Annotated in this window: 19 protein-coding genes and 1 other RNA gene; 6 read left to right on the top strand and 14 right to left on the bottom strand. The window is 28.1% G+C overall.

Annotation, left to right across the window (positions count from 1 at the left end):
* Positions 1–10: 10 nt before the first annotated feature.
* On the bottom strand, positions 11–1468 hold the full coding sequence (gene thiI, locus CJ670_RS00190; RefSeq protein ID WP_105938404.1) for a tRNA uracil 4-sulfurtransferase ThiI: 1458 nt from the start codon (positions 1466–1468) through the stop codon (positions 11–13).
* 84 nt (positions 1469–1552) lie between these two features.
* On the opposite strand from thiI, the gene CJ670_RS00185 reads away from it, so the two are divergent.
* Positions 1553–1810 (top strand): hypothetical protein, encoded by a 258-nt coding sequence (locus CJ670_RS00185; protein ID WP_105938403.1) that lies wholly within the window; start codon positions 1553–1555, stop codon positions 1808–1810.
* On the opposite strand, the gene CJ670_RS00180 is transcribed toward CJ670_RS00185, so the two are convergent.
* The 3 genes from CJ670_RS00180 to CJ670_RS00170 all read right to left on the bottom strand — a co-directional run bounded on the left by CJ670_RS00180 (position 1807) and on the right by CJ670_RS00170 (position 5154).
* Entirely contained in the window at positions 1807–2295 is a 489-nt protein-coding gene (locus tag CJ670_RS00180) for a hypothetical protein (protein ID WP_105912537.1), read from the bottom strand. The genes CJ670_RS00185 and CJ670_RS00180 overlap by 4 nt on opposite strands.
* Positions 2296–2307: 12 nt before the next feature.
* Positions 2308–3567, bottom strand: coding sequence for a putative Na+/H+ antiporter (locus tag CJ670_RS00175; RefSeq protein WP_105912538.1), 1260 nt, complete (start codon positions 3565–3567; stop codon positions 2308–2310).
* Positions 3568–3642: 75 nt separating this feature from the next.
* Positions 3643–5154: a YifB family Mg chelatase-like AAA ATPase gene (locus CJ670_RS00170; protein WP_105938402.1), complete on the bottom strand. Its 1512-nt coding sequence runs from the start codon at positions 5152–5154 to the stop codon at positions 3643–3645.
* A gap of 110 nt (positions 5155–5264) precedes the next feature.
* On the opposite strand from CJ670_RS00170, the gene CJ670_RS00165 reads away from it, so the two are divergent.
* The 3 genes from CJ670_RS00165 to CJ670_RS00155 all read left to right on the top strand — a co-directional run bounded on the left by CJ670_RS00165 (position 5265) and on the right by CJ670_RS00155 (position 7933).
* The gene (locus CJ670_RS00165; protein ID WP_105938401.1) at positions 5265–7055 is read left to right on the top strand and encodes a methyl-accepting chemotaxis protein; all 1791 of its coding nucleotides are present in this window, start codon (positions 5265–5267) and stop codon (positions 7053–7055) included.
* 28 nt (positions 7056–7083) lie between these two features.
* Positions 7084–7485, top strand: a complete 402-nt coding sequence (locus CJ670_RS00160; RefSeq protein WP_105938400.1) for a PAS domain-containing protein — start codon at positions 7084–7086, stop codon at positions 7483–7485.
* Positions 7486–7558: 73 nt separating this feature from the next.
* A complete protein-coding gene (locus CJ670_RS00155; RefSeq protein WP_105938399.1) occupies positions 7559–7933 on the top strand; it encodes a hypothetical protein in 375 nt (124 codons plus the stop codon).
* A gap of 8 nt (positions 7934–7941) precedes the next feature.
* Here CJ670_RS00155 and def read toward each other — a convergent pair whose 3' ends face one another.
* The 7 genes from def to CJ670_RS00120 all read right to left on the bottom strand — a co-directional run bounded on the left by def (position 7942) and on the right by CJ670_RS00120 (position 14920).
* A complete protein-coding gene (def, locus tag CJ670_RS00150) occupies positions 7942–8457 on the bottom strand; it encodes a peptide deformylase (protein WP_105938398.1) in 516 nt (171 codons plus the stop codon).
* Positions 8458–8465: 8 nt separating this feature from the next.
* Complete coding sequence (gene clpP, locus CJ670_RS00145) at positions 8466–9050, bottom strand: ATP-dependent Clp endopeptidase proteolytic subunit ClpP (protein ID WP_105912404.1); 585 nt, start codon at positions 9048–9050, stop codon at positions 8466–8468.
* Positions 9051–9064: 14 nt separating this feature from the next.
* Positions 9065–10366: a trigger factor gene (gene tig, locus CJ670_RS00140; protein ID WP_105912405.1), complete on the bottom strand. Its 1302-nt coding sequence runs from the start codon at positions 10364–10366 to the stop codon at positions 9065–9067.
* 93 nt (positions 10367–10459) lie between these two features.
* Positions 10460–11602, bottom strand: a complete 1143-nt coding sequence (gene ppk2, locus CJ670_RS00135) for a polyphosphate kinase 2 (protein ID WP_105912406.1) — start codon at positions 11600–11602, stop codon at positions 10460–10462.
* Complete coding sequence (gene ppk2, locus CJ670_RS00130) at positions 11599–12543, bottom strand: polyphosphate kinase 2 (RefSeq protein WP_425352253.1); 945 nt, start codon at positions 12541–12543, stop codon at positions 11599–11601. Before ppk2 (CJ670_RS00130) ends, ppk2 (CJ670_RS00135) begins: the two co-directional genes overlap by 4 nt.
* A 23-nt stretch (positions 12544–12566) precedes the next feature.
* On the bottom strand, positions 12567–13715 hold the full coding sequence (gene nspC, locus CJ670_RS00125) for a carboxynorspermidine decarboxylase (RefSeq protein WP_105938397.1): 1149 nt from the start codon (positions 13713–13715) through the stop codon (positions 12567–12569).
* Positions 13716–13717: 2 nt separating this feature from the next.
* Entirely contained in the window at positions 13718–14920 is a 1203-nt protein-coding gene (locus tag CJ670_RS00120; RefSeq protein WP_105938396.1) for a saccharopine dehydrogenase family protein, read from the bottom strand.
* Between the two features lie 154 nt (positions 14921–15074).
* Here CJ670_RS00120 and ssrA point away from each other — a divergent pair.
* Positions 15075–15463, top strand: a transfer-messenger RNA (tmRNA) gene (gene ssrA, locus CJ670_RS00115).
* Positions 15464–15517: 54 nt separating this feature from the next.
* Here the strand turns inward: ssrA and CJ670_RS00110 are convergent.
* The 3 genes from CJ670_RS00110 to amrA are packed head-to-tail and all read right to left on the bottom strand — an operon-like array spanning position 15518 to position 17601.
* A complete protein-coding gene (locus CJ670_RS00110) occupies positions 15518–16276 on the bottom strand; it encodes an ElyC/SanA/YdcF family protein (RefSeq protein WP_105938395.1) in 759 nt (252 codons plus the stop codon).
* Positions 16277–17062, bottom strand: a complete 786-nt coding sequence (gene amrB / locus CJ670_RS00105; protein WP_105938394.1) for an AmmeMemoRadiSam system protein B — start codon at positions 17060–17062, stop codon at positions 16277–16279.
* Complete coding sequence (gene amrA / locus CJ670_RS00100; protein ID WP_105938393.1) at positions 17059–17601, bottom strand: AmmeMemoRadiSam system protein A; 543 nt, start codon at positions 17599–17601, stop codon at positions 17059–17061. The genes amrB and amrA overlap by 4 nt, the downstream gene beginning before the upstream one ends.
* Positions 17602–17733: 132 nt before the next feature.
* On the opposite strand from amrA, the gene CJ670_RS00095 reads away from it, so the two are divergent.
* A complete protein-coding gene (locus CJ670_RS00095; RefSeq protein WP_105912412.1) occupies positions 17734–18063 on the top strand; it encodes a hypothetical protein in 330 nt (109 codons plus the stop codon).
* Positions 18064–18066: the final 3 nt, after the last annotated feature.

The following is an 18066-nucleotide window of genomic DNA, read 5'->3' as shown; positions in this document are numbered from 1 at the left end:
GTCCTTTCTACTAAGGTCTAAAAACCTTAATATTTGTATATTTTCCTTCATCTTTTAAATATTGTCCGTGAAGTTGACTTAAAACACCTTTATCACAATATAATAGGTAAGTTTTTGAATTATCTAATTTTTTAAACTCTTTTTTTAAATCATAAAAGGGTATTTTTAAAACTTCACAAGAAGCTTTTAAAATATCGTTACTTTGTCTTATATCAACTAATATTTCGTTTTCACTAACACTATTTACAACTTCCAAAGTCCCAACTTCACAAACATCATCTAATACCTCATCAATATTTTTGATTTTTGCATTTTTAATAGCTTCATCCAAAATAGTATAATCAAACTTTTTTGACTCTTTTTCAACTCTATCGAAACTGCCAGCAGTTACAGGATTTTGAGATATAACTCCACAATATTCAGGCATTGCTTCTGCAAATTTCTTCGTACCTATTTTTGTTGCAATATCAATAATATAAGGCTTACTCATCATAGCTAGCGGTCTTAAAATCAAAATATCACTTGCACTATCTATTAAGCTTAAGTTTCGTAAAGTTTGACTTGAAACTTGAGCAACACTTTCACCTGTAATCAAAGCATCAATTTTCATATCTTTTGCAACTTTTTGGGCTGCCATTATCATAAGTCTTTTTAACATAACACCCATATATGAGGGACTAATATCTTTGAAAAGTTGTCCTACAACATCTTCAAAAGGAATAGTAATAAATGAAACTCTGTGAGTTGAGGCAAATTTATTCCACAAATACCAAGATACTTGTTTAACACCTATTTCATGAGCAATTCCACCTAAATTAAAAAATATAAAATGTGTTTTAAGCCCTCTTTTAATAGATAAATATGAAGCAACAGTTGAATCAAATCCACCTGACATCAAAGATAAAATCTCACCTTGACTACCAAGTGGAAAACCACCCAATCCAGTATATCTTTGTGTAATAATATTTAATTTATTATGTTCTAAATCAAGTTTTATAGTAACTTCAGCATTTCTAAGGTCAACACCTTTAGTTTGATTGTGTGCTAGCATATAGCCACCAACAGTTTGCTCAATATCCATAGATTTAAAATCTTGAGTTCCAACTCTTTTTGCTCGTATTACAAATGTTTTATCAATTATCTCATTTGACATATATCTGTTTACTTCAACTTTTATCTTATCTAAACTATCCATATCATTTATTTGTATAGCTTCTAAAACTTGATCTATTCCAGGAGTTTGTAAAAGTTTCTCTTTAAGAACTAAAGAGAACTCTAAAGGAGTAACGAGTTCAATTTTATCAAAAAACTTTTTTAAAACTATCTCATTTGAAATATCTTTTGAAAGTTTATGCAAATTCATTAGAAGTTGATTTAACATCTGTTTTTTTGCTCTATCACCTTTTATCATAATCTCTGTAAAATATTTAACTATAAATTTTTGTGTTTTTATCTCTTTTTCTATCATTATTTACTTACCTATATTTTTTTAAGTTGCGATTATAACATTTTTTGAGATAATACAGCTTTTACAATATTTAAAAGGCGAAATATGGTTTTAGAAACTTTAGAAGATTTAGCAAAAGAGCTAAAAAATGAAGACAATAAAAATGTATATAAAATCTTTGATGATTTTGTAGAAAACTCAAATTTTAGTGCGGAAGAACTAGAACAAAAATTGGCAAAAGAGTACGACTGTTTTAAATGTGATAGCTGTGAAAAATTTTATTGCTATGAAGAGTACTCATTTTTTGATGAAGAGTGTATTTACTGCTTTGATAGTGAATCTGAAGAAGAAGATGAGTTTTAATCGTTAAACTCAGCTTCAAGCTCATCTTTTATAATCATAGCGTCTATTTGTCTTGATTTTACATTTAATACTTTTGACTCTCCAAAACACTTAACCAAAATTTCATTATCTACTTTTTCTAGTGTAATTTCACCAGCACCTTGAATCACAAAATCTGTAAAAATTCTATTTGCAACTCTTTTAAAACTAAATTTCTTTGGAAAAATAATAAATTTTGAAGATGTAATAATATATCTAGACTCTGTCACAAAAGAGCCTAAAAGTTTATCTCTTAAATCCTCTGTTGTTTTACCTTGTATTAAATCGCATTTCAAATCTTCATGTAAAAGACAAATTCTATCACTATTTAATTTTACAAAACCAAACTCATTTGGTTTTACTTTTTCTTTATAAAACTTTTTAAAAACTTCAATGTGGTCAAATGCATTTGAAAAAACTATCAAACTCTTATTTGTCCTTGCAAATTTAGCAAAATTACAAACCATTTTTTATTATCCTTATAAAAATATAAAACATAAACTAGAAATTATTGTAGGGACTAATGCTCCTAAAAATAAAAATCTAGGGTCAATAGAGTTATCTTGAAAATGACTTTTTAGTATTGCAGCCCCTGCTGGATTTGGTGCATTTGCAATAATTGTCAATCCACCACCAGTAACAGCTCCAGCAACTAAATAATACTTAAACTCATCGCTTAACCCTTCAACTAAAGAACCTAAATACGTAATAGCAGCATTATCAGTAAATGCTCCTAATGTTATTGCTCCTAAAAATGCTTCTGGGTTACTCAAATTTGATATAATATCTTTTAGCCACCACTCTTGCTGACCACCCAATATTACCAAACCACCCAAAAAGAATGCAACCAAAAGACCTTCTCTTAGCATCAGTCTATCTTGATATTGTTGATAAGCATATGTAACTCCCAAAAATAGCAAAAATATACTCATAAAAAATGCTGGATAATGCCCAAAATATACCACTAAAAAAAGAAATATAAAGTGAACTAGAATTATAGCAAAAGGTATCTTTTCTCTATCACTAACTGTTGTTCTTATATTAATATTTGAAAGTTCTTTATAAAACACAACTATAATCAAAACTGTATTAATAAAAGTAATAATGATTGCCTTCCAACCAAAAGTTGTAAACATAAAAATTGTATCCCAATCCCAAGTTTTTGCAACCATTAAAATAGGAGGAGCTGCAAAATTTGTCAAAGTCCCTCCAACAGATATATTTACAAATAAAGCTCCCAAAGTTATATATTTCAATTTGTTTGAAATACCTTGTGAAAATAGTTTATCACTTAAAATCAGTGCTGCTAAAGTCATAGCAGCTGGTTCTGTAATTAGTGAACCCAAAAGTGGAACTAAACACATTACAACAAAATAAAATGCAGTAGCTCCTTTGAGTGGCAAAATATTTGATACTTTTTTTACCAAAGACAAGACTGTATTTAAAATAGGTCTAGTTGCTGCAATAACCATGATTACGAATACAAACATTGTCTCTTCGTAATTTCTGTTATTTACATAGTCCATTGTCTCTTCTTTTCCCAGAAATATAAACATAAATAAAACTAAAAGCATAGCCCAAATACCAAATACAACCTCTATTTCTCCAAGAAGATGGAAAAGTCCAGAATGTTTTTCGCTTCTGTGTGCTAAATGTTCAAAATATTTAACTGAAAAAATATGAATAATTGCTAGTGCAAAAATAGTAACTGCGATAATCTGCAGTGTTGATGGTGACATATTTTGATCCTTAACGCAAATTTTGTTCGATTTTACAAAAAAAATATTAATAGTAATTAAACAAAATATATTTTTTTATCTTTTTCTAAAATTTAGACTTTTTAATAAATCACTTTTAGATATAAATTCATTATCATTTATATCAGCAATTGTTCTTGCTACTTTTAAAACTTTATTTATACTTCTAAATGATAAAGAATAATTTACTCTAGCTTTTTCAAGTATATCAGAACTCTCATTATCCAAAATACAATATTTTTTTATATCTTTATCACTTAGTTTTCCATTTAACTCTTTTTGCCCTCTTTGTTTTTGTCTTATAAAAGCTTTTATTACACTTTCGTGAAGCTCTTTTGAACTTACGATATTTTTATTATCACTAAAACTATCATTCATAACTACATATAAATCAATCCTATCTAAAAATGGCTCACTAAGTCGGTTTTTATATCTTTGTACTTCAAAATCACTACATCTACACTCTTTCATACTTGAAAGTTTATTTCCACAAGGACATGGATTCATAGCACTTACAAATATAAATTTTGTCTCATATAATATCTTACTATTTACTCTTGATATTAATATTTTATTATCTTCAAGTGGTTCTCTTAAAGCTTCTAAAATATTACTAGGAAAGTGGGGTAATTCGTCAAAAAACAAAACTCCATGGTTACTCAAAGCAACTTCACCCATTTTTGCATTTGAACTTCCTCCACCAAATATAGAAGATTTTGTACTTGAATGATGTGGATTTCTAAAAGCTCTTATAGGACTAAAATCAACATCTTTTAAATCCAATGCCTGAAGTTTTGCTTTTTCAAGTATCTCTTCAAGATTCATAGGTGCTAAAATATATTGCAACCTTTTTGCAATCATTGATTTTCCACAACCTGGACTTCCTTCCATCAAAAAATTATGATTTCCAGCTGCACAAATAAGTGCCGCATATTTCGCCATATCTTGACCTATAACATCTTTAAAATCTTCATCATACTTTTTATCATAAAAATATTGTTCATTGCTTAGATTTAAAACTTCGTACTTAATTTGCTCTTTTTCATATAAATAATTCTCTTTATCTTTACTTTTTATAAACTCTATTGCATTATTTAATGTATTTACAACATAAATATTAATATTTGGAATATTTCCTAATTTTTTTGCACTATCCAAAGAAGTTACAACTCTTTTTAACTCTCCTTTTTTTGCCAAAGATAAAACTATTGCAAAAATATGACTTGTATCTTTTATTGTTCCATCAAGTGCTAGTTCACCAAAAAAGAAAAAATCATCAAAACCTATTTTGCTCTCATCAAATAAAGCAACTTGCAAAGCAATTGGTAAATCAAAGTGTGAACCTTTTTTATTTAATTCACTAGGTGATAGATTTATTGTTATTTTTAGTGGTGGAAATTTGAAATCATTCAAAAGTAGCGAGGACTTTACTCTGTCTTTTGATTCATTTATACTAGTACTAACCATCCCAACTATTGTAAAACTTGGCATTCCTTTTGTGAATGTTGCTTCAACATCAATAATTGTGGCTTCAATACTATCAAGTGTGGCAGATTTTATGATTTTCATAGTCACTCTTTATCTTTTTTTAAAATAGTACAATAATTTATTATATTATTGCAAAAAAACAAAATAATTATGATAAAATTTATTTTATGTCTTAATTCGGGGGAAAACAGATGTCTACAAGCAAAAAATTATTATTAACTATGTTTTTTAATGTTATTAGTTTAATCTTTATAATTTCAGTATCATTTTTTATTGCTAAAAAAAATATTGAAATTTTAATCAATAAAGATTTGGAAAGCATAGGATTATCAGTTTATAATCTAAGCTCTTTTTATGCAAAAAGTAATCCTAAAGGATACGAATCAAAAGAGTTTAAAGATGCAATAAAAGAGATCAAAATTGGAAAAAGTGGTTATATATATTTTGTTGATGAATCTGGAAATATAATAATTCATCCAACAATAGAGGGTAAAAATCTAGCTTCATTAGATTTTATTCAAAAAATTATCTCAAGCGGTGATAAAAGTGGAATAATTGAATACTACACTGATGTAACAAATCAAGATAAAATAATATACTATAAATATATTCCTGAATGGAAAATGTGGCTTGTTCCAGGAATAAATAAAGAAGATTATGTAAAAGATATATATGTTGAATTCTTCTACAAAATTGTTCTTCTAGGTGTATTAATAATTATTTTACAACTAATAATCTTCTACTTAATAACAAGAGGAATTACAAAAAGAATAAAAGAGTTTTCTTCTCATTTTAGTGAATTTTTAAGTTTTATTACATATAAACAAAATAGAATTGAAAAGAAAAAACTTGAAGGTAATTGTGAATTTTCAGTTATGACAAAAGATATAAATATTGCAATTGATGAATTTGATGATAAATTCAAACATGATATGAGAGTAATAGGAGAGAGTGTTTTAACTTTTGATAAACTCAAAAAAGGTATTTTCAAATGTAGAGTAAACTCAAGTAGCTCAAATCCTATGATAAATACTCTAAAAAATACAATAAATGATGCTTTAGATGACTTAGAAAAGTATATGATAGATATAGAAAAAACTCTTACTTCTTACACTAGAAACGAATATAAAGATAGAATTGATATTAACGATAAAATTGCAAATCCATCAAGACTTTTAAAAGTTATTCAAAGCGTAAACTCTTTGGGTGATACTTTGGCAAGCCAAGCAAAAAATAGTTTGGAAAATGGTAGCTCTTTAGAAACTAATTCTAAAACTCTAAAAAGCTCTATTGAAAATCTTACTTCAAAGATTACAAAACAGATTGAAAGTCTTGAAGAGACAACTTTGGCTGTAGAAAAAATATCTGAAATAACAAATAACAACTCAAAAAATACTACTTCTATGTCAAATTTAGCAGAAATAGTAAAACAAGCTGTTGAAGATGGCTACAAACTATCAAACAAAACAACACAATCCATGGATGATATAAATGAAAAAGTTATAGCTATAAATGAAGCTATAACTATAATAGACCAAATAGCATTTCAAACAAATATTCTTAGTCTAAATGCAGCTGTTGAAGCTGCAACTGCTGGTGAGGCTGGAAAGGGATTTGCTGTTGTTGCAGGAGAAGTTAGAAACCTTGCAAATAAAAGTGCAGAAGCAGCAAATGAGATAAAAAAACTTGTAGAAATAGCAAATCAAAAAGCCTATGAAGGGAAAAATATATCAAACGAGATGCAAAACGGGTATAAAAATCTTCATACTCATATTACTGAAACTTTACAAATTATTCAAAATGTAAGTGATGCAGCAAATGAACAGATGGCAGGAATAAATCAAGTAAGCCAGACAATAGTAAGCTTAGATAAAATCTCAAAAGATAATCAAAAAGAGACGAATTTAATAAATGACATTTCAAATGTAGTATCCTCTATGGCAATAGAAGTTTTAGAAGATGCAAAAAATAAAAAGTTTTAAAATATAAAAAAATATAGGGGCATTTATTATGGATGAAAAAGAGACAATTTTAAATGATTATGCTTTTTTGGTTAGTGAAACCGACGAAAAAGGTATTATAAGATTTGCAAATAGAGATTTTTGCGATATTGCTGAATACTCTTTAGAGGAGTTAATAGGAAAACCTCACAATGTTGTAAGACATAAAGATATGCCAAAAACTGCTTTTAAAGATTTGTGGGAAACTGTTAAAAAAGGTGAGATTTGGACTGGATATGTAAAAAATGCAACAAAAAATGGTGGATATTATTGGGTTTTTGCAACTGTTTACCCTTTTTCATCTTGTGATGGAACAAATGGATACTTATCTTGTAGAAGAAAAGCATCAAAAGATGAGATAAAAAAAATATCAAAACTATATGAAGTTTGGATAATTGAGGAGACAAAATAAAAAATTCATTCTCTTAAATTTCTGTTGATTAAAAAACTTATTGCTATAATGCAACAAAAATTTAGGAATATCTATGTCTGAACTTATTAATTGTCCAAGTTGTAATAATAAAATTTTATCAAGAATGGGTACAATTTGCCCAAATTGTAGTTATACAGTTGGTTATTTTAATGGAGAAAAAAGAAGAAAAGGATATGGAAGACTTTTTGCTCTTACTATATTTTCACCATTTTTCTCATTTTTTACACTTGTTTTTGCTCAAATTAATTTTTATAGTTTTATTTTAGCTATTCTTTTAGCAATTTTTTTGGCAATTAAATCTTGTCCTATAAATTTCAAGAATGTTTTTGCTACAAATTTTGAAAGATTGTTTTTTTGGAATATTTGGATTTTTTCAAATATTTTTTTAAGTGTGATTATTTTTAATATTGTCTCAAAAAGTATATAAGAAAAAATCTATTTTTTAGATTTTTTCTTATTTTTCCACTCTTTTTCAAACTTTTGTCGTTTTGTAAAAGATAGATTTTCTATAAAAACATGTCCATCTAAATGCTCCATTTCGTGTTGCCAAGCAACTGCTAAAAAATCTTCACATTCCATAGTTTGTTTTTCTCCAAATCTATTAAAATACTCTACAATAATATGCTTTGCTCTTGTAATATCTTCATAAAAACCTGGTACACTAAGACATCCTTCTTGATATACTAACTCTCCATCTTTATGAGTAATTATTGGATTAATTGCTTCAATTAAATCATCTTTATCTTGAATATCATATTCATTTACAGCATTTATTATTAAAACATTTAGTGGTACTGCTATTTGAATGGCTGCTAACCCTACTCCAGAAGCTGTTATCATAGTTTCATACATATCGTCCAAAAGAGTGTGAAGTTCGCTATTAAACTCTTCAACATCTTTTGATTTTGTTCGAAGTAATTTATTTGGATATGTAATAATCTCTCTAAGCATTGTTCTTCTTATTTATGCTTTTCAATAACTTCATCTATAAGACCATAAGTACAAGCTTCAGCTGCGCTCATAAAATTATCTCTATCAGTATCTTTTTCAATAGTTTTTACATCTTGTCCAGTTTGAGATGCTAAAATACTATTTAAAGTATCTTTTAATCTTTGAATTTCACGTGCTTGAATTTGAATATCTGTTGCTTGACCTCGTGCACCACCTAAAGGTTGGTGAATCATAATTCTAGAGTTTGGAAGAGAATATCTCTTTCCTTTTGTTCCGCTACTCAATAAAAAAGCACCCATAGATGCAGCTTGACCTATACAAATAGTACAAACATCTGATTTGATATAATTCATAGTATCAAAAATAGACATCCCAGAAGTTACAACTCCACCTGGAGAGTTGATATACAAATAGATATCTTTTTCAGAATCTTCAGCTTCTAAAAATAGAAGTTGAGCCACCACAGTTGAAGCAACTGCATCGTTGATTTCACCACTTAACATGATAATTCTATCTTTTAGAAGTCTTGAATAAATATCGTAACTTCTCTCTCCTCGACCTGTTTTTTCAACTACATATGGTATATAACTCATTTTCTATCCTAAAATTATTTTTCTAATTTCTCATCAAATAGTTTAGAGATAACTTTCTCTTCAATAATTGACATTTTAATTGCAGGTAAATATCCAGCTTCTTGGTATTGTTTAATAACATCTTGCGGATTTTGACCCATTTGAAGTGCTTCAAAATATAAAAGTTGAGTAACTTCTTGATCATTAACTTCAATACTCTCAGCTTTTGCTAAAGCATCAATAATAAATGTAGCTTTTACAGAGTTTGTAGCATCTGCTTTTAACTCTTCTTTAATCTCTTCTATTTTAGAAGGATTCTCTTTTAATTCATTTATTTCAGCTTCGCTCATAGATCTTATTTTACCATTTAGTGCAAAATTAATCTCTTGTTCAACTACAGTTTTTGGTAAAGCAAAATTGATTTTTTCAACTAATGTATCTAAAAATGTTGGTTTTAATTCTTCTCTATAATAAGTTGCTTTTTCATTTGCTACCATTTGCTCTTTTATTTTTTCTCTTAAAGTATCAATAGTCACATCTTTTTCATTTGGAAGCATTTGTTTTGCAAATTCATCATTTAATTCACCAGCTTTTCTCTCTTGAATTTCATGTAAAGTTACTTTAAATACAGCATCTTTTCCAGCTAAATCTTTTGCTTGATAATCTTTTGGGAATTGAACAGTAATATCTTTTTGCTCTTCATATTTCATACCAATAACTTGCTCTTCAAATCCTGGAATAAATGAACCAGAACCTATTTGAAGTGGATATTTTTCAGCTTTTCCACCTTCAAATGCTACACCATCAACAAAACCTTCAAAATCAATCACAGCAAAATCACCATCTTTTGCAGCTCTTTTTCTAGTAATTTTTTCTAATGGTGCTGATTGACTAGCAATTTCAGTAAGTCTAGCATCTATTTTTTCAATTCCAACTTCAATAGCTTTTACTTTTGGAACTAAAGATTTATAGTCACCTAAATTAATTTGTGGTTTACAAGCTACTGAAATTTCTAACTCAACACTTCCATTATCTTTTTTCTCAAATTTAGAAATAGTAGGCTCTCCTATTAAATCTTCATTTTTAACATCAAGTTGTTTTAAACCTTCATCTAAAACTTTTCTAATAGCCTCACCTTGTGCATCTTCAAGTAATTTATCTGCATATCTTTGTTTTACAACTGCAACAGGAACTTTTCCTTTTCTAAATCCTTGAACATTCATAGTTTTAGCAGCTTGAGCAGCTACTTTATCTAAGTTTTTTTCTATTAACTCTTTTGAAATTGTTGCTTTAATCTCAACATTTGCTTCATCAACTCTATTTGCTTTAAATTCCATCAAATTTACTCCGAATTTTAATTTTAGCAAATATTTTATCTAATTTTTAATAAGGATTTTCTTTAAGTAAGTATTTTATTTTCAAACAAAAGATTAATAATCTTTTGTTTTTCTCATTTGAAGTAACTCTCTTTGAACAGAGATGTTTATATCTTCATTTGCTTCAAAATTTAATGAGTAGTTTCTACCATCATAATCAACAGAATTTAAAATTATTTTCAAAGCTTCAAAACGAGCAAGTTGTTTATCATCACTTCGTATTATATGCCAAGGTGCACTTCTAGAAGTTGTACGTCTAAGCATCTCATATTTTTTTTCACTAAACTCATCCCACAAATCTTGAGCTTGCATATCAACTTCAGAAAACTTCCACTGTCTAAGTGGATCTTGTATTCTTCTATCAAATCTTCTTTTTTGCTCCTCTTTTGAAACAGAAAAGTATAATTTAATCAAAATCATACCTTGTCGCACCAAATCCTGCTCAAAATTTACAATATCTTCCATAAAAATTTCATGCTCTTCAGGTGTACAAAATCCAAAAATTGGCTCAACCATAGCACGGTTATACCAAGATCTATCAAATAAAACTATCTCTCCACCTGTTGGAAAATGCTCAATATATCTTTGTAAAAACCACTGATTTCTTTGTGTTTCTGTTGGTTTACCAAGAGCTACAACTCTATAATGCTTGTTATTCATATATCTTGTAATTCTTCTTATTGCGCCACCTTTTCCAGAAGCATCTCTTCCTTCAAAGATAATAATCATTCTTTTATTCTCTTTTTCTAACCAATTTTGAAGCTTTATTAATTCAATCTGATATGATTTTAAAGATTGTAAATCATATATTTTTTGAATACCTTCAATTAAATCTTCTTGTTTTAGTTTTTTATAATCACCCACAATAGATTTTAAATAACTATTTTCTTCTTTTAGTTTTTTTAACTCATCAGCATCAATATTACTACTTTTAGAAGTTATTTTAGCAATTGGTTTTTTATCATCCTTAATTTCAATCTCATCTGAGTTTTTAGAGATAGAAAGTTTGAATTTTTCAATTAAGTTAATTGCCTTACTTAGTGTAATGTTATCTCTTTTTTCATAACCCAAAACTTTAACATATCTTTTTTTGTCGTACTGAAATCTAGCAATATATTTTTTCCCAAAAATTGGATGCTCATCTTTTGAAATATATAATCCACTATGAGTTGTTATGTCAAAGTCATTTAAATTCATTTTGTATTCCTCATTTTTTCGCTTCCTTCTTGCATATTTTCTATTTCAACTGCACCATTGATTATAATTTTTCTGTCAATTTTAAATATTGAATCATCTTTCGATTTTTTTCCATAATCTATTCCATTTAAAAGATGTCTAATACAATTTATTCTAGCTTTTTTCTTATTATCACTTTTAACAACAGTCCAAGGAGCTATTGGAGTATGAGAAGACATAAGCATTGAAAACTTTGCATTTGTATATTTATCCCAAACTCTTTGAGCCTCTTTATCTATTGGAGATAATTTATATTGTTTTAAAAGATCATCTTCTCTTTTTTTAAATCTTCTCTCTTGCTCTTTTTTAGATACAGAAAAGTAATATTTAAATAATATAACACCAGTTTCTACAAGCATTTTTTCAAACTCTGGAACATCTCTTAAAAATTGTTCATGTTGTTCTTTTGTACAAAATCCCATAACAGGTTCAACTCCTGCTCTGTTATACCAACTTCTATCAAATATAACTATCTCTCCAGCACTTGGAAGATGGCTTACATATCTTTGAAAGTACCATTGAGTTTTTTCTTGTTCATTTGGTTTTTCCAAAGCAACAATCCTTGCACCTCTTGGATTTAAGTGTTCTGTTATTCTTTTTATTGTTCCACCTTTTCCAGCTGCATCTCTTCCTTCAAAAATAATTAAAACTTTTAAACCCTTCTCTTTTACATGATTTTGGAGTTTCAAAAGTTCAATTTGAAGCAAAGTAAGTCTTTTTTGATACTCTAAAGTCTCTTTTTTAACCCAAATTTGAACTTTTTGCTCACCATCTTCTTCTTTTTCTTTTAACTCTTTTCTAGGTCTAGTTTTATCCATTCCATGAGGAATATCATCTTGTGTATCTATCTCTGAATTATCGTCTTCAAAAGCGTGTCTAACTAAACTTCTATCATGTCCCATATGCTATCCTTATGTAATTTTTATCAAGATAATTTTGATTTATAGTCATTATAACAAAAGTTTTTTATAACTTTATAAGAGCTATCTTTATTTTTTATAACAATTGATGGTAATTTTATACCATTAAAAGTTGTTGTTTTTACCATTGTATAATGAATCATATCTTCTAAAATGATTCTATCCCCTACTTTTAAAGGTTCATCAAAAGAGTAATCTCCAATAATATCTCCAGCTAAACAAGTGTTTCCACCCAATCTATATGTATATTTTTTTTCTAAAGCATTTGCACTATTTCTAATCATTGCACGATATGGCATAGCAAGAGTATCAGGCATATGAGCTTCTGCACTAGTATCAAGAATTGCTAAATCCATACCATTATTTACAATATCTAAAACAGTTGCCACTAGGTAACCAGTTTGCCAACCAACAGCTTCACCTGGTTCCATATAAACCTTAAGATGTGGGTATCTTGCTTTAAAATCTTTTAAAAGTTTTATTAAACCCTCAACATCATAATCAGCTCTTGTAATATGATGACCTCCTCCAAAATTTACCCATTTTAATTGAGAGAAATATTGAGAGAAATTTTTCTCAAAATTTCCTAAAGCACCTTCTAAAGCATCTACATTTTGTTCACAAAGTGCATGAAAATGAAACCCTTCTAAATATTGTAGTTGAGATTCATCAAAATTTGCTTTTGTAATACCAAGTCTTGAATTTGGAGCGCAAGGATTATATAAATCTACTTCAACACTTGAATACTCAGGATTTAATCTAACACCTAAAGATACTTTTTTAAAAGCTTTATCTTTATATCTTTTTAGTTGATTAAATGAGTTAAAAACTAGATGATTTGAAATAGATATAATTTCATCTATCTCTTCATCTTTGAATGCAGGACTATATGTATGAACTTCTCCTCCAAACTCTTCTTTTGCCAAAAGAGCTTCATGAAGACCTGAAGCACAACAACCTTGAAGATATTTTTTACATAAATCAAAAGTTGAATACATAGCAAAACCCTTCAAAGCTAAAAGGATTTTAACTCCAGTTTCATCTTGAACTCTTTTTAAAAGCTTTAAGTTATTTTCTAAAAGTTCCTCTTCGCATACATAAGCTGGACTTGGAAGTTTTTCAAAGCTATCAACCATTTCATAATTTTTATTCATAACTATTTCACATCAAGTTCAAGAATTTTCCAAGGAAGACCTTGAGTCATTAACTCATCCATAAATGGTTTTGCATCAAACTCTTCTATGTTAAATACACCTTTGTTTTTCCAAATACCTTTGTAAAGTAATTTTGAACCAATCATTGCAGGAACTCCTGTTGTATAGCTAACAGCTTGTGCTCCTGTTTCTTTGTAACACTCTTGGTGGTCACAAATATTGTAGATGTAAACTTTTCTTGGTTTTCCATCTTTAAGCCCTTCAATAATACATCCAATATTTGTTTTTCCAACAGTTCTTGGACCTAAAGATGCAGGATCTGGTAAAAGTGTAGTTAAAAACTCTATTGGAGTAATCATTACACCTTTGTGATTAACAGGCTCAATTCCAAGCATTCCAACATTTTGTAAACAATTCATATGTTGAATATAAGAATCTCCAAAAGTCATAAAGAATCTAATTCTTTTTAAACCTTTAATATTTTTAGATAAAGATTCTAACTCTTCGTGATAAAGTAGATATGAAGCCTTTACTCCAATTTCTGGATAATCATGGTCAACTCTAATTTCAAGAGGTTTTGTTTCAATCCACTTTCCATTTTCCCAATATCTTCCATTTGCACTTACTTCTCTTAAATTAATTTCTGGATTAAAGTTTGTTGCAAATTTATACCCATGGTCACCTGCATTACAATCCATAATATCTATATAGTGAATTTCATCAAAAAGATTTTGTTGTGCATATGCACAAAATACTCCAGTAACACCTGGGTCAAATCCTGAACCTAAAAGAGCCATAATTCCAGCTTCTTTAAACTGCTCATCTCTTTCCCATTGAAGTTTATATTCAAACTTTGCTTCATCAGGATGTTCATAATTTGCAGTATCAACATAATCAACTTTACATTTTGTACAAGCATCCATAATTGTTAAATCTTGATATGGTAAAGCAACATTTAGAACTAATTTTGGATTTACTTTTTCAATTAATTTTACTAATTCATCAACACTATTAGCATCAACTTTCGCAGTATCTATTTTTACGCCTTGATTTTTAAAAATATAATCTGCTATTGCATCACATTTGCTAACTGTTCTTGAAGCCAATGTAATTTTTTCAAAAGTGTCAATATTCATAGCACATTTTACAGTTGCAACTTGACTAACTCCACCAGCACCTATTATTAAAATTCCTTTTTTACTCATTTTTAAAACTCCGATATTATTATTTTATTCTTTGATTATACAATTTTTAAATAAAAAAATTGATGAAATAAATTAAATATTATATTTAGCAACAATTTGATTACAATTAACATAGTTTTAATAATTGCTTATGTAAAATTCGCTTTCGAGTTATGGGGAAGTCCTGGCTTCGATTGGAGTGTTTCGGTTTTAGTTGCATGTCGGTATGAGCATATCGTTAAAAGGCTCAAAAATGTTTAAATGCAAACAATACAAATTACGCACCTCAAAGGGTAGCAGCTTAATTGCTCTACCCCCGCTCTCTGAATAGAGGCGGGTGTTGCTTCACCTACAGATTATTCTGTTAGAGTAGGATTCGAAGTATAACCAACAAACAGATATATCTTAATTATTATCTTTTAAGTTAAGACTAACGCATAAAAGACAGTTTTATTAAAGTTTAATTGTACTTTTCTAAAATTAAATCGAACAATTAAAAAAGCATGTATAGATACTAAGGTCAAGCATTTTAAGACACGGGTTCGACTCCCGTCTTCTCCACCAAAAATTATAACTTTGATTTCATAACATTAAAATATCAAATCTCTCCTCTTAAAATCAAATCTCTCCTCTTAAATATGAATACAAAATACCTAAATACTCATGAAATGCTAACTCAACTTTTTTTATATTTGTTCCACTAAAATATGATGATGGATATGTGCTTGTAAAGTATTTGTGATTTGTTGGACTTTCTATAATATTTAAGCCCTCTTTTTTAAATAACATTGATGCTCTTTTCATATGGCTTGCAGTTGTTACAAGAATTAACTTTTTACTTTCTACTATTTTTTTACTCTCTATAGCTTCTTCTTTTGTATCTTTTGGAGTATCAAGTGTAATAATATCTGCTTCATTTACACCTAAAGATATAGCCAATCTTTTTTGCATTTGAGCATGAGAATTTGGGTCATCAAAACTATATCCACTAACTATAAGTTTTACATTTTCTTGATTGTTTTTTAGATTTTCATAGTGTCTTATACCTTCAATTAATCTATTTATAGCTGTAGTATTTAACTCTGAAGTAATAGCGAAATTTTCGTTTGTTTTATGTCCATTTCCCAAAACTAAAATGTACTCTATATCTTTTGGTGTCTCTTTTAAAGCTTGATGAGCATTTTCAAGTGGAGAAATTATCATATTTGATATAGTTTGATTTGATATTAATGCAAACCACAAAAAACTTAAAAATAAAAATATTTTTGCTTTTTTATAAGAATTTTTTAGTAAAAAAAATAAAGCCAAAAGCAATAAAAAAAGTCCTATTGGCACAGGCATTAAAAAAGCTGCAATAATTTTTTTTAATACAAACATCTATTCTCCTATTATTGCGGATGTATATCCAACAACTCTTGTTTTATCATCTGAAATATCAGCACTTGTACAATAATGCAAAAGTTTTGTTTGAAGATTATTTTTAATTGAATATTCAATAATAGCTTCTAATCCAACTTTACCACAAGCCTCACAATCTTCAAAAGCTTTTAAATCTTTGTTTATTATTGCATTTAGACAAATTAAATCTAGTTTCATAGCATCTTGTTGTGAATAAAAATGGCTTAAATCAGTGCTTATAACCAAAAGAGTATCTTTGGATTGTAAAATATAATCAAAAACTTTTTCCAAACTCAAATAATCAATATCACCATAAACAATCTCTACAAAATCAATATTTCCAAAATAATATTTTATAAAAGGAGCTTGAACTTCTGTTGAGTGCTCAAAGCTACACTCATCTTCAAATCTCAAAAAGTCAAATTTGTTTAATAACTCTTTTGAATATTCTAAATCTATTTTTAAATTTCCAAAAGGTGTTTCATATTCATTATAAAAACAAACACTAGCTCCTCTAAACCAAATTTTATGTGAAGGTCCTACAACAACAACTCTTTTGTAATTATTCAAACTAGCCATTTTGTAAGCTTTGTTCGCTGTAAATCCACTATAAATATATCCAGCATGAGGAACAATAATTGCATTTATACTTTTAAAACTATTTTTATCATCTTTTATTTGATTAAATTTTTCAAAATACTCTAATAACTCTTTTTTAGTATCTGGATAAAAACTACCACTTACAACCGATTTTCTTATGCTCATTTTATTTTTTCTACCTCATATTTATATACTTTTGGTTTAAAACTCTCATCTATTTCAAATCCACCTTTATAACATAAATGGGCAAAAAAATCATCAAACTTCGGTAACATATCCCAAACCTGTGGCAAAAAAGTACTTCTTTTTCCATCTTGCTCGATAATAACTCCATCTATATATGGTCTTATTTTTGATTTTAAATCTTCTAAATCTTTATACTCTACTATACTTGGAGGTGTTAAAATAGATATTTCAATCTCTATTTTCTTAAATTCTTCAAGACTTAACTCTAAAAATCTTGGATCCTCAAAAGCTGCCATATATGAGTTGTTTATTAAATCATCAAACAAAGTTCTATTTGCTTCTAAACTTCCTATACAACCTCTTAATTCCTTATTTAAAGTAAGAGTTACAAAGCTTGCCCTCTTTTCATTTAAAAAATTATTATTTTTTAATAACTCATCTTTATCGATATTTATTTTATTATTAAATTTTCTCTCAATTGATTTTTTTGCTATATTTATTAATATATCTTTATTCATTGTTATCTCCTATTTCTTTATAAAGCACTTGGAATCTTAGTATAAATATGATTGATTATAATCAATATAGCAATATTTTTTCTCGTATATAATGCATTTAGATAAAAATATTTGAAGTAATAGGAGTCAAAAATGTTCGGTGAAGTAGTTAGGAATAGACCTGAAATTGCCTTGGATGATTTTTTACCTATATTTTTATCATCGTCTTTAGTGCTTATCTTTGGTGCTTTTTTTGTAGGTATTTATACTTTAGTAAAAATGGGTTATCTAAAAAAGTTTTATATGCCTTTTGCATATCTTTTTTGGTGTCTTCAAGCTTACTGTATGTATTTTATGGCTACAAGGCTTCAAGTAGGAGATTTTGTTGGGAAAGTTTTATTTATCACTATGATAGCTTATCTTACTTTACCTCATCTTTATTACTATTTGAACAGCAAAGCAGAAGAAGAGTATGAAAATTAATAA

This window comes from Arcobacter cryaerophilus gv. crypticus (genome assembly GCF_002993025.1).
Taxonomy (GTDB): domain Bacteria; phylum Campylobacterota; class Campylobacteria; order Campylobacterales; family Arcobacteraceae; genus Aliarcobacter; species Aliarcobacter cryaerophilus_B.
The sequence above is the reverse complement of the archived record's forward strand: the minus strand, read 5'-3'. Positions and strand labels throughout refer to the sequence as shown.

What these genes read in the sequence shown, in the direction of transcription:
- CJ670_RS00185 (WP_105938403.1), top strand. Translation starts at nt 1,553, where the DNA reads ATGGTTTTAGAAACTTTAGAAGATTTAGCAAAAGAGCTAAAAAATGAA.
- tig (WP_105912405.1), bottom strand. Translation starts at nt 10,366, where the DNA reads ATGGAATTTAAAGCAAATAGAGTTGATGAAGCAAATGTTGAGATTAAA.
- ppk2 (WP_105912406.1), bottom strand. Translation starts at nt 11,602, where the DNA reads ATGAATTTAAATGACTTTGACATAACAACTCATAGTGGATTATATATT.
- CJ670_RS00170 (WP_105938402.1), bottom strand. Translation starts at nt 5,154, where the DNA reads ATGAAAATCATAAAATCTGCCACACTTGATAGTATTGAAGCCACAATT.
- CJ670_RS00160 (WP_105938400.1), top strand. Translation starts at nt 7,084, where the DNA reads ATGGATGAAAAAGAGACAATTTTAAATGATTATGCTTTTTTGGTTAGT.
- CJ670_RS00175 (WP_105912538.1), bottom strand. Translation starts at nt 3,567, where the DNA reads ATGTCACCATCAACACTGCAGATTATCGCAGTTACTATTTTTGCACTA.
- CJ670_RS00110 (WP_105938395.1), bottom strand. Translation starts at nt 16,276, where the DNA reads ATGTTTGTATTAAAAAAAATTATTGCAGCTTTTTTAATGCCTGTGCCA.
- clpP (WP_105912404.1), bottom strand. Translation starts at nt 9,050, where the DNA reads ATGAGTTATATACCATATGTAGTTGAAAAAACAGGTCGAGGAGAGAGA.
- amrB (WP_105938394.1), bottom strand. Translation starts at nt 17,062, where the DNA reads ATGAGCATAAGAAAATCGGTTGTAAGTGGTAGTTTTTATCCAGATACT.
- CJ670_RS00120 (WP_105938396.1), bottom strand. Translation starts at nt 14,920, where the DNA reads ATGAGTAAAAAAGGAATTTTAATAATAGGTGCTGGTGGAGTTAGTCAA.
- CJ670_RS00095 (WP_105912412.1), top strand. Translation starts at nt 17,734, where the DNA reads ATGTTCGGTGAAGTAGTTAGGAATAGACCTGAAATTGCCTTGGATGAT.
- def (WP_105938398.1), bottom strand. Translation starts at nt 8,457, where the DNA reads ATGCTTAGAGAGATTATTACATATCCAAATAAATTACTTCGAACAAAA.
- thiI (WP_105938404.1), bottom strand. Translation starts at nt 1,468, where the DNA reads ATGATAGAAAAAGAGATAAAAACACAAAAATTTATAGTTAAATATTTT.
- nspC (WP_105938397.1), bottom strand. Translation starts at nt 13,715, where the DNA reads ATGAATAAAAATTATGAAATGGTTGATAGCTTTGAAAAACTTCCAAGT.
- ppk2 (WP_425352253.1), bottom strand. Translation starts at nt 12,543, where the DNA reads ATGGGACATGATAGAAGTTTAGTTAGACACGCTTTTGAAGACGATAAT.
- CJ670_RS00180 (WP_105912537.1), bottom strand. Translation starts at nt 2,295, where the DNA reads ATGGTTTGTAATTTTGCTAAATTTGCAAGGACAAATAAGAGTTTGATA.
- amrA (WP_105938393.1), bottom strand. Translation starts at nt 17,601, where the DNA reads ATGAATAAAGATATATTAATAAATATAGCAAAAAAATCAATTGAGAGA.
- CJ670_RS00155 (WP_105938399.1), top strand. Translation starts at nt 7,559, where the DNA reads ATGTCTGAACTTATTAATTGTCCAAGTTGTAATAATAAAATTTTATCA.
- CJ670_RS00165 (WP_105938401.1), top strand. Translation starts at nt 5,265, where the DNA reads ATGTCTACAAGCAAAAAATTATTATTAACTATGTTTTTTAATGTTATT.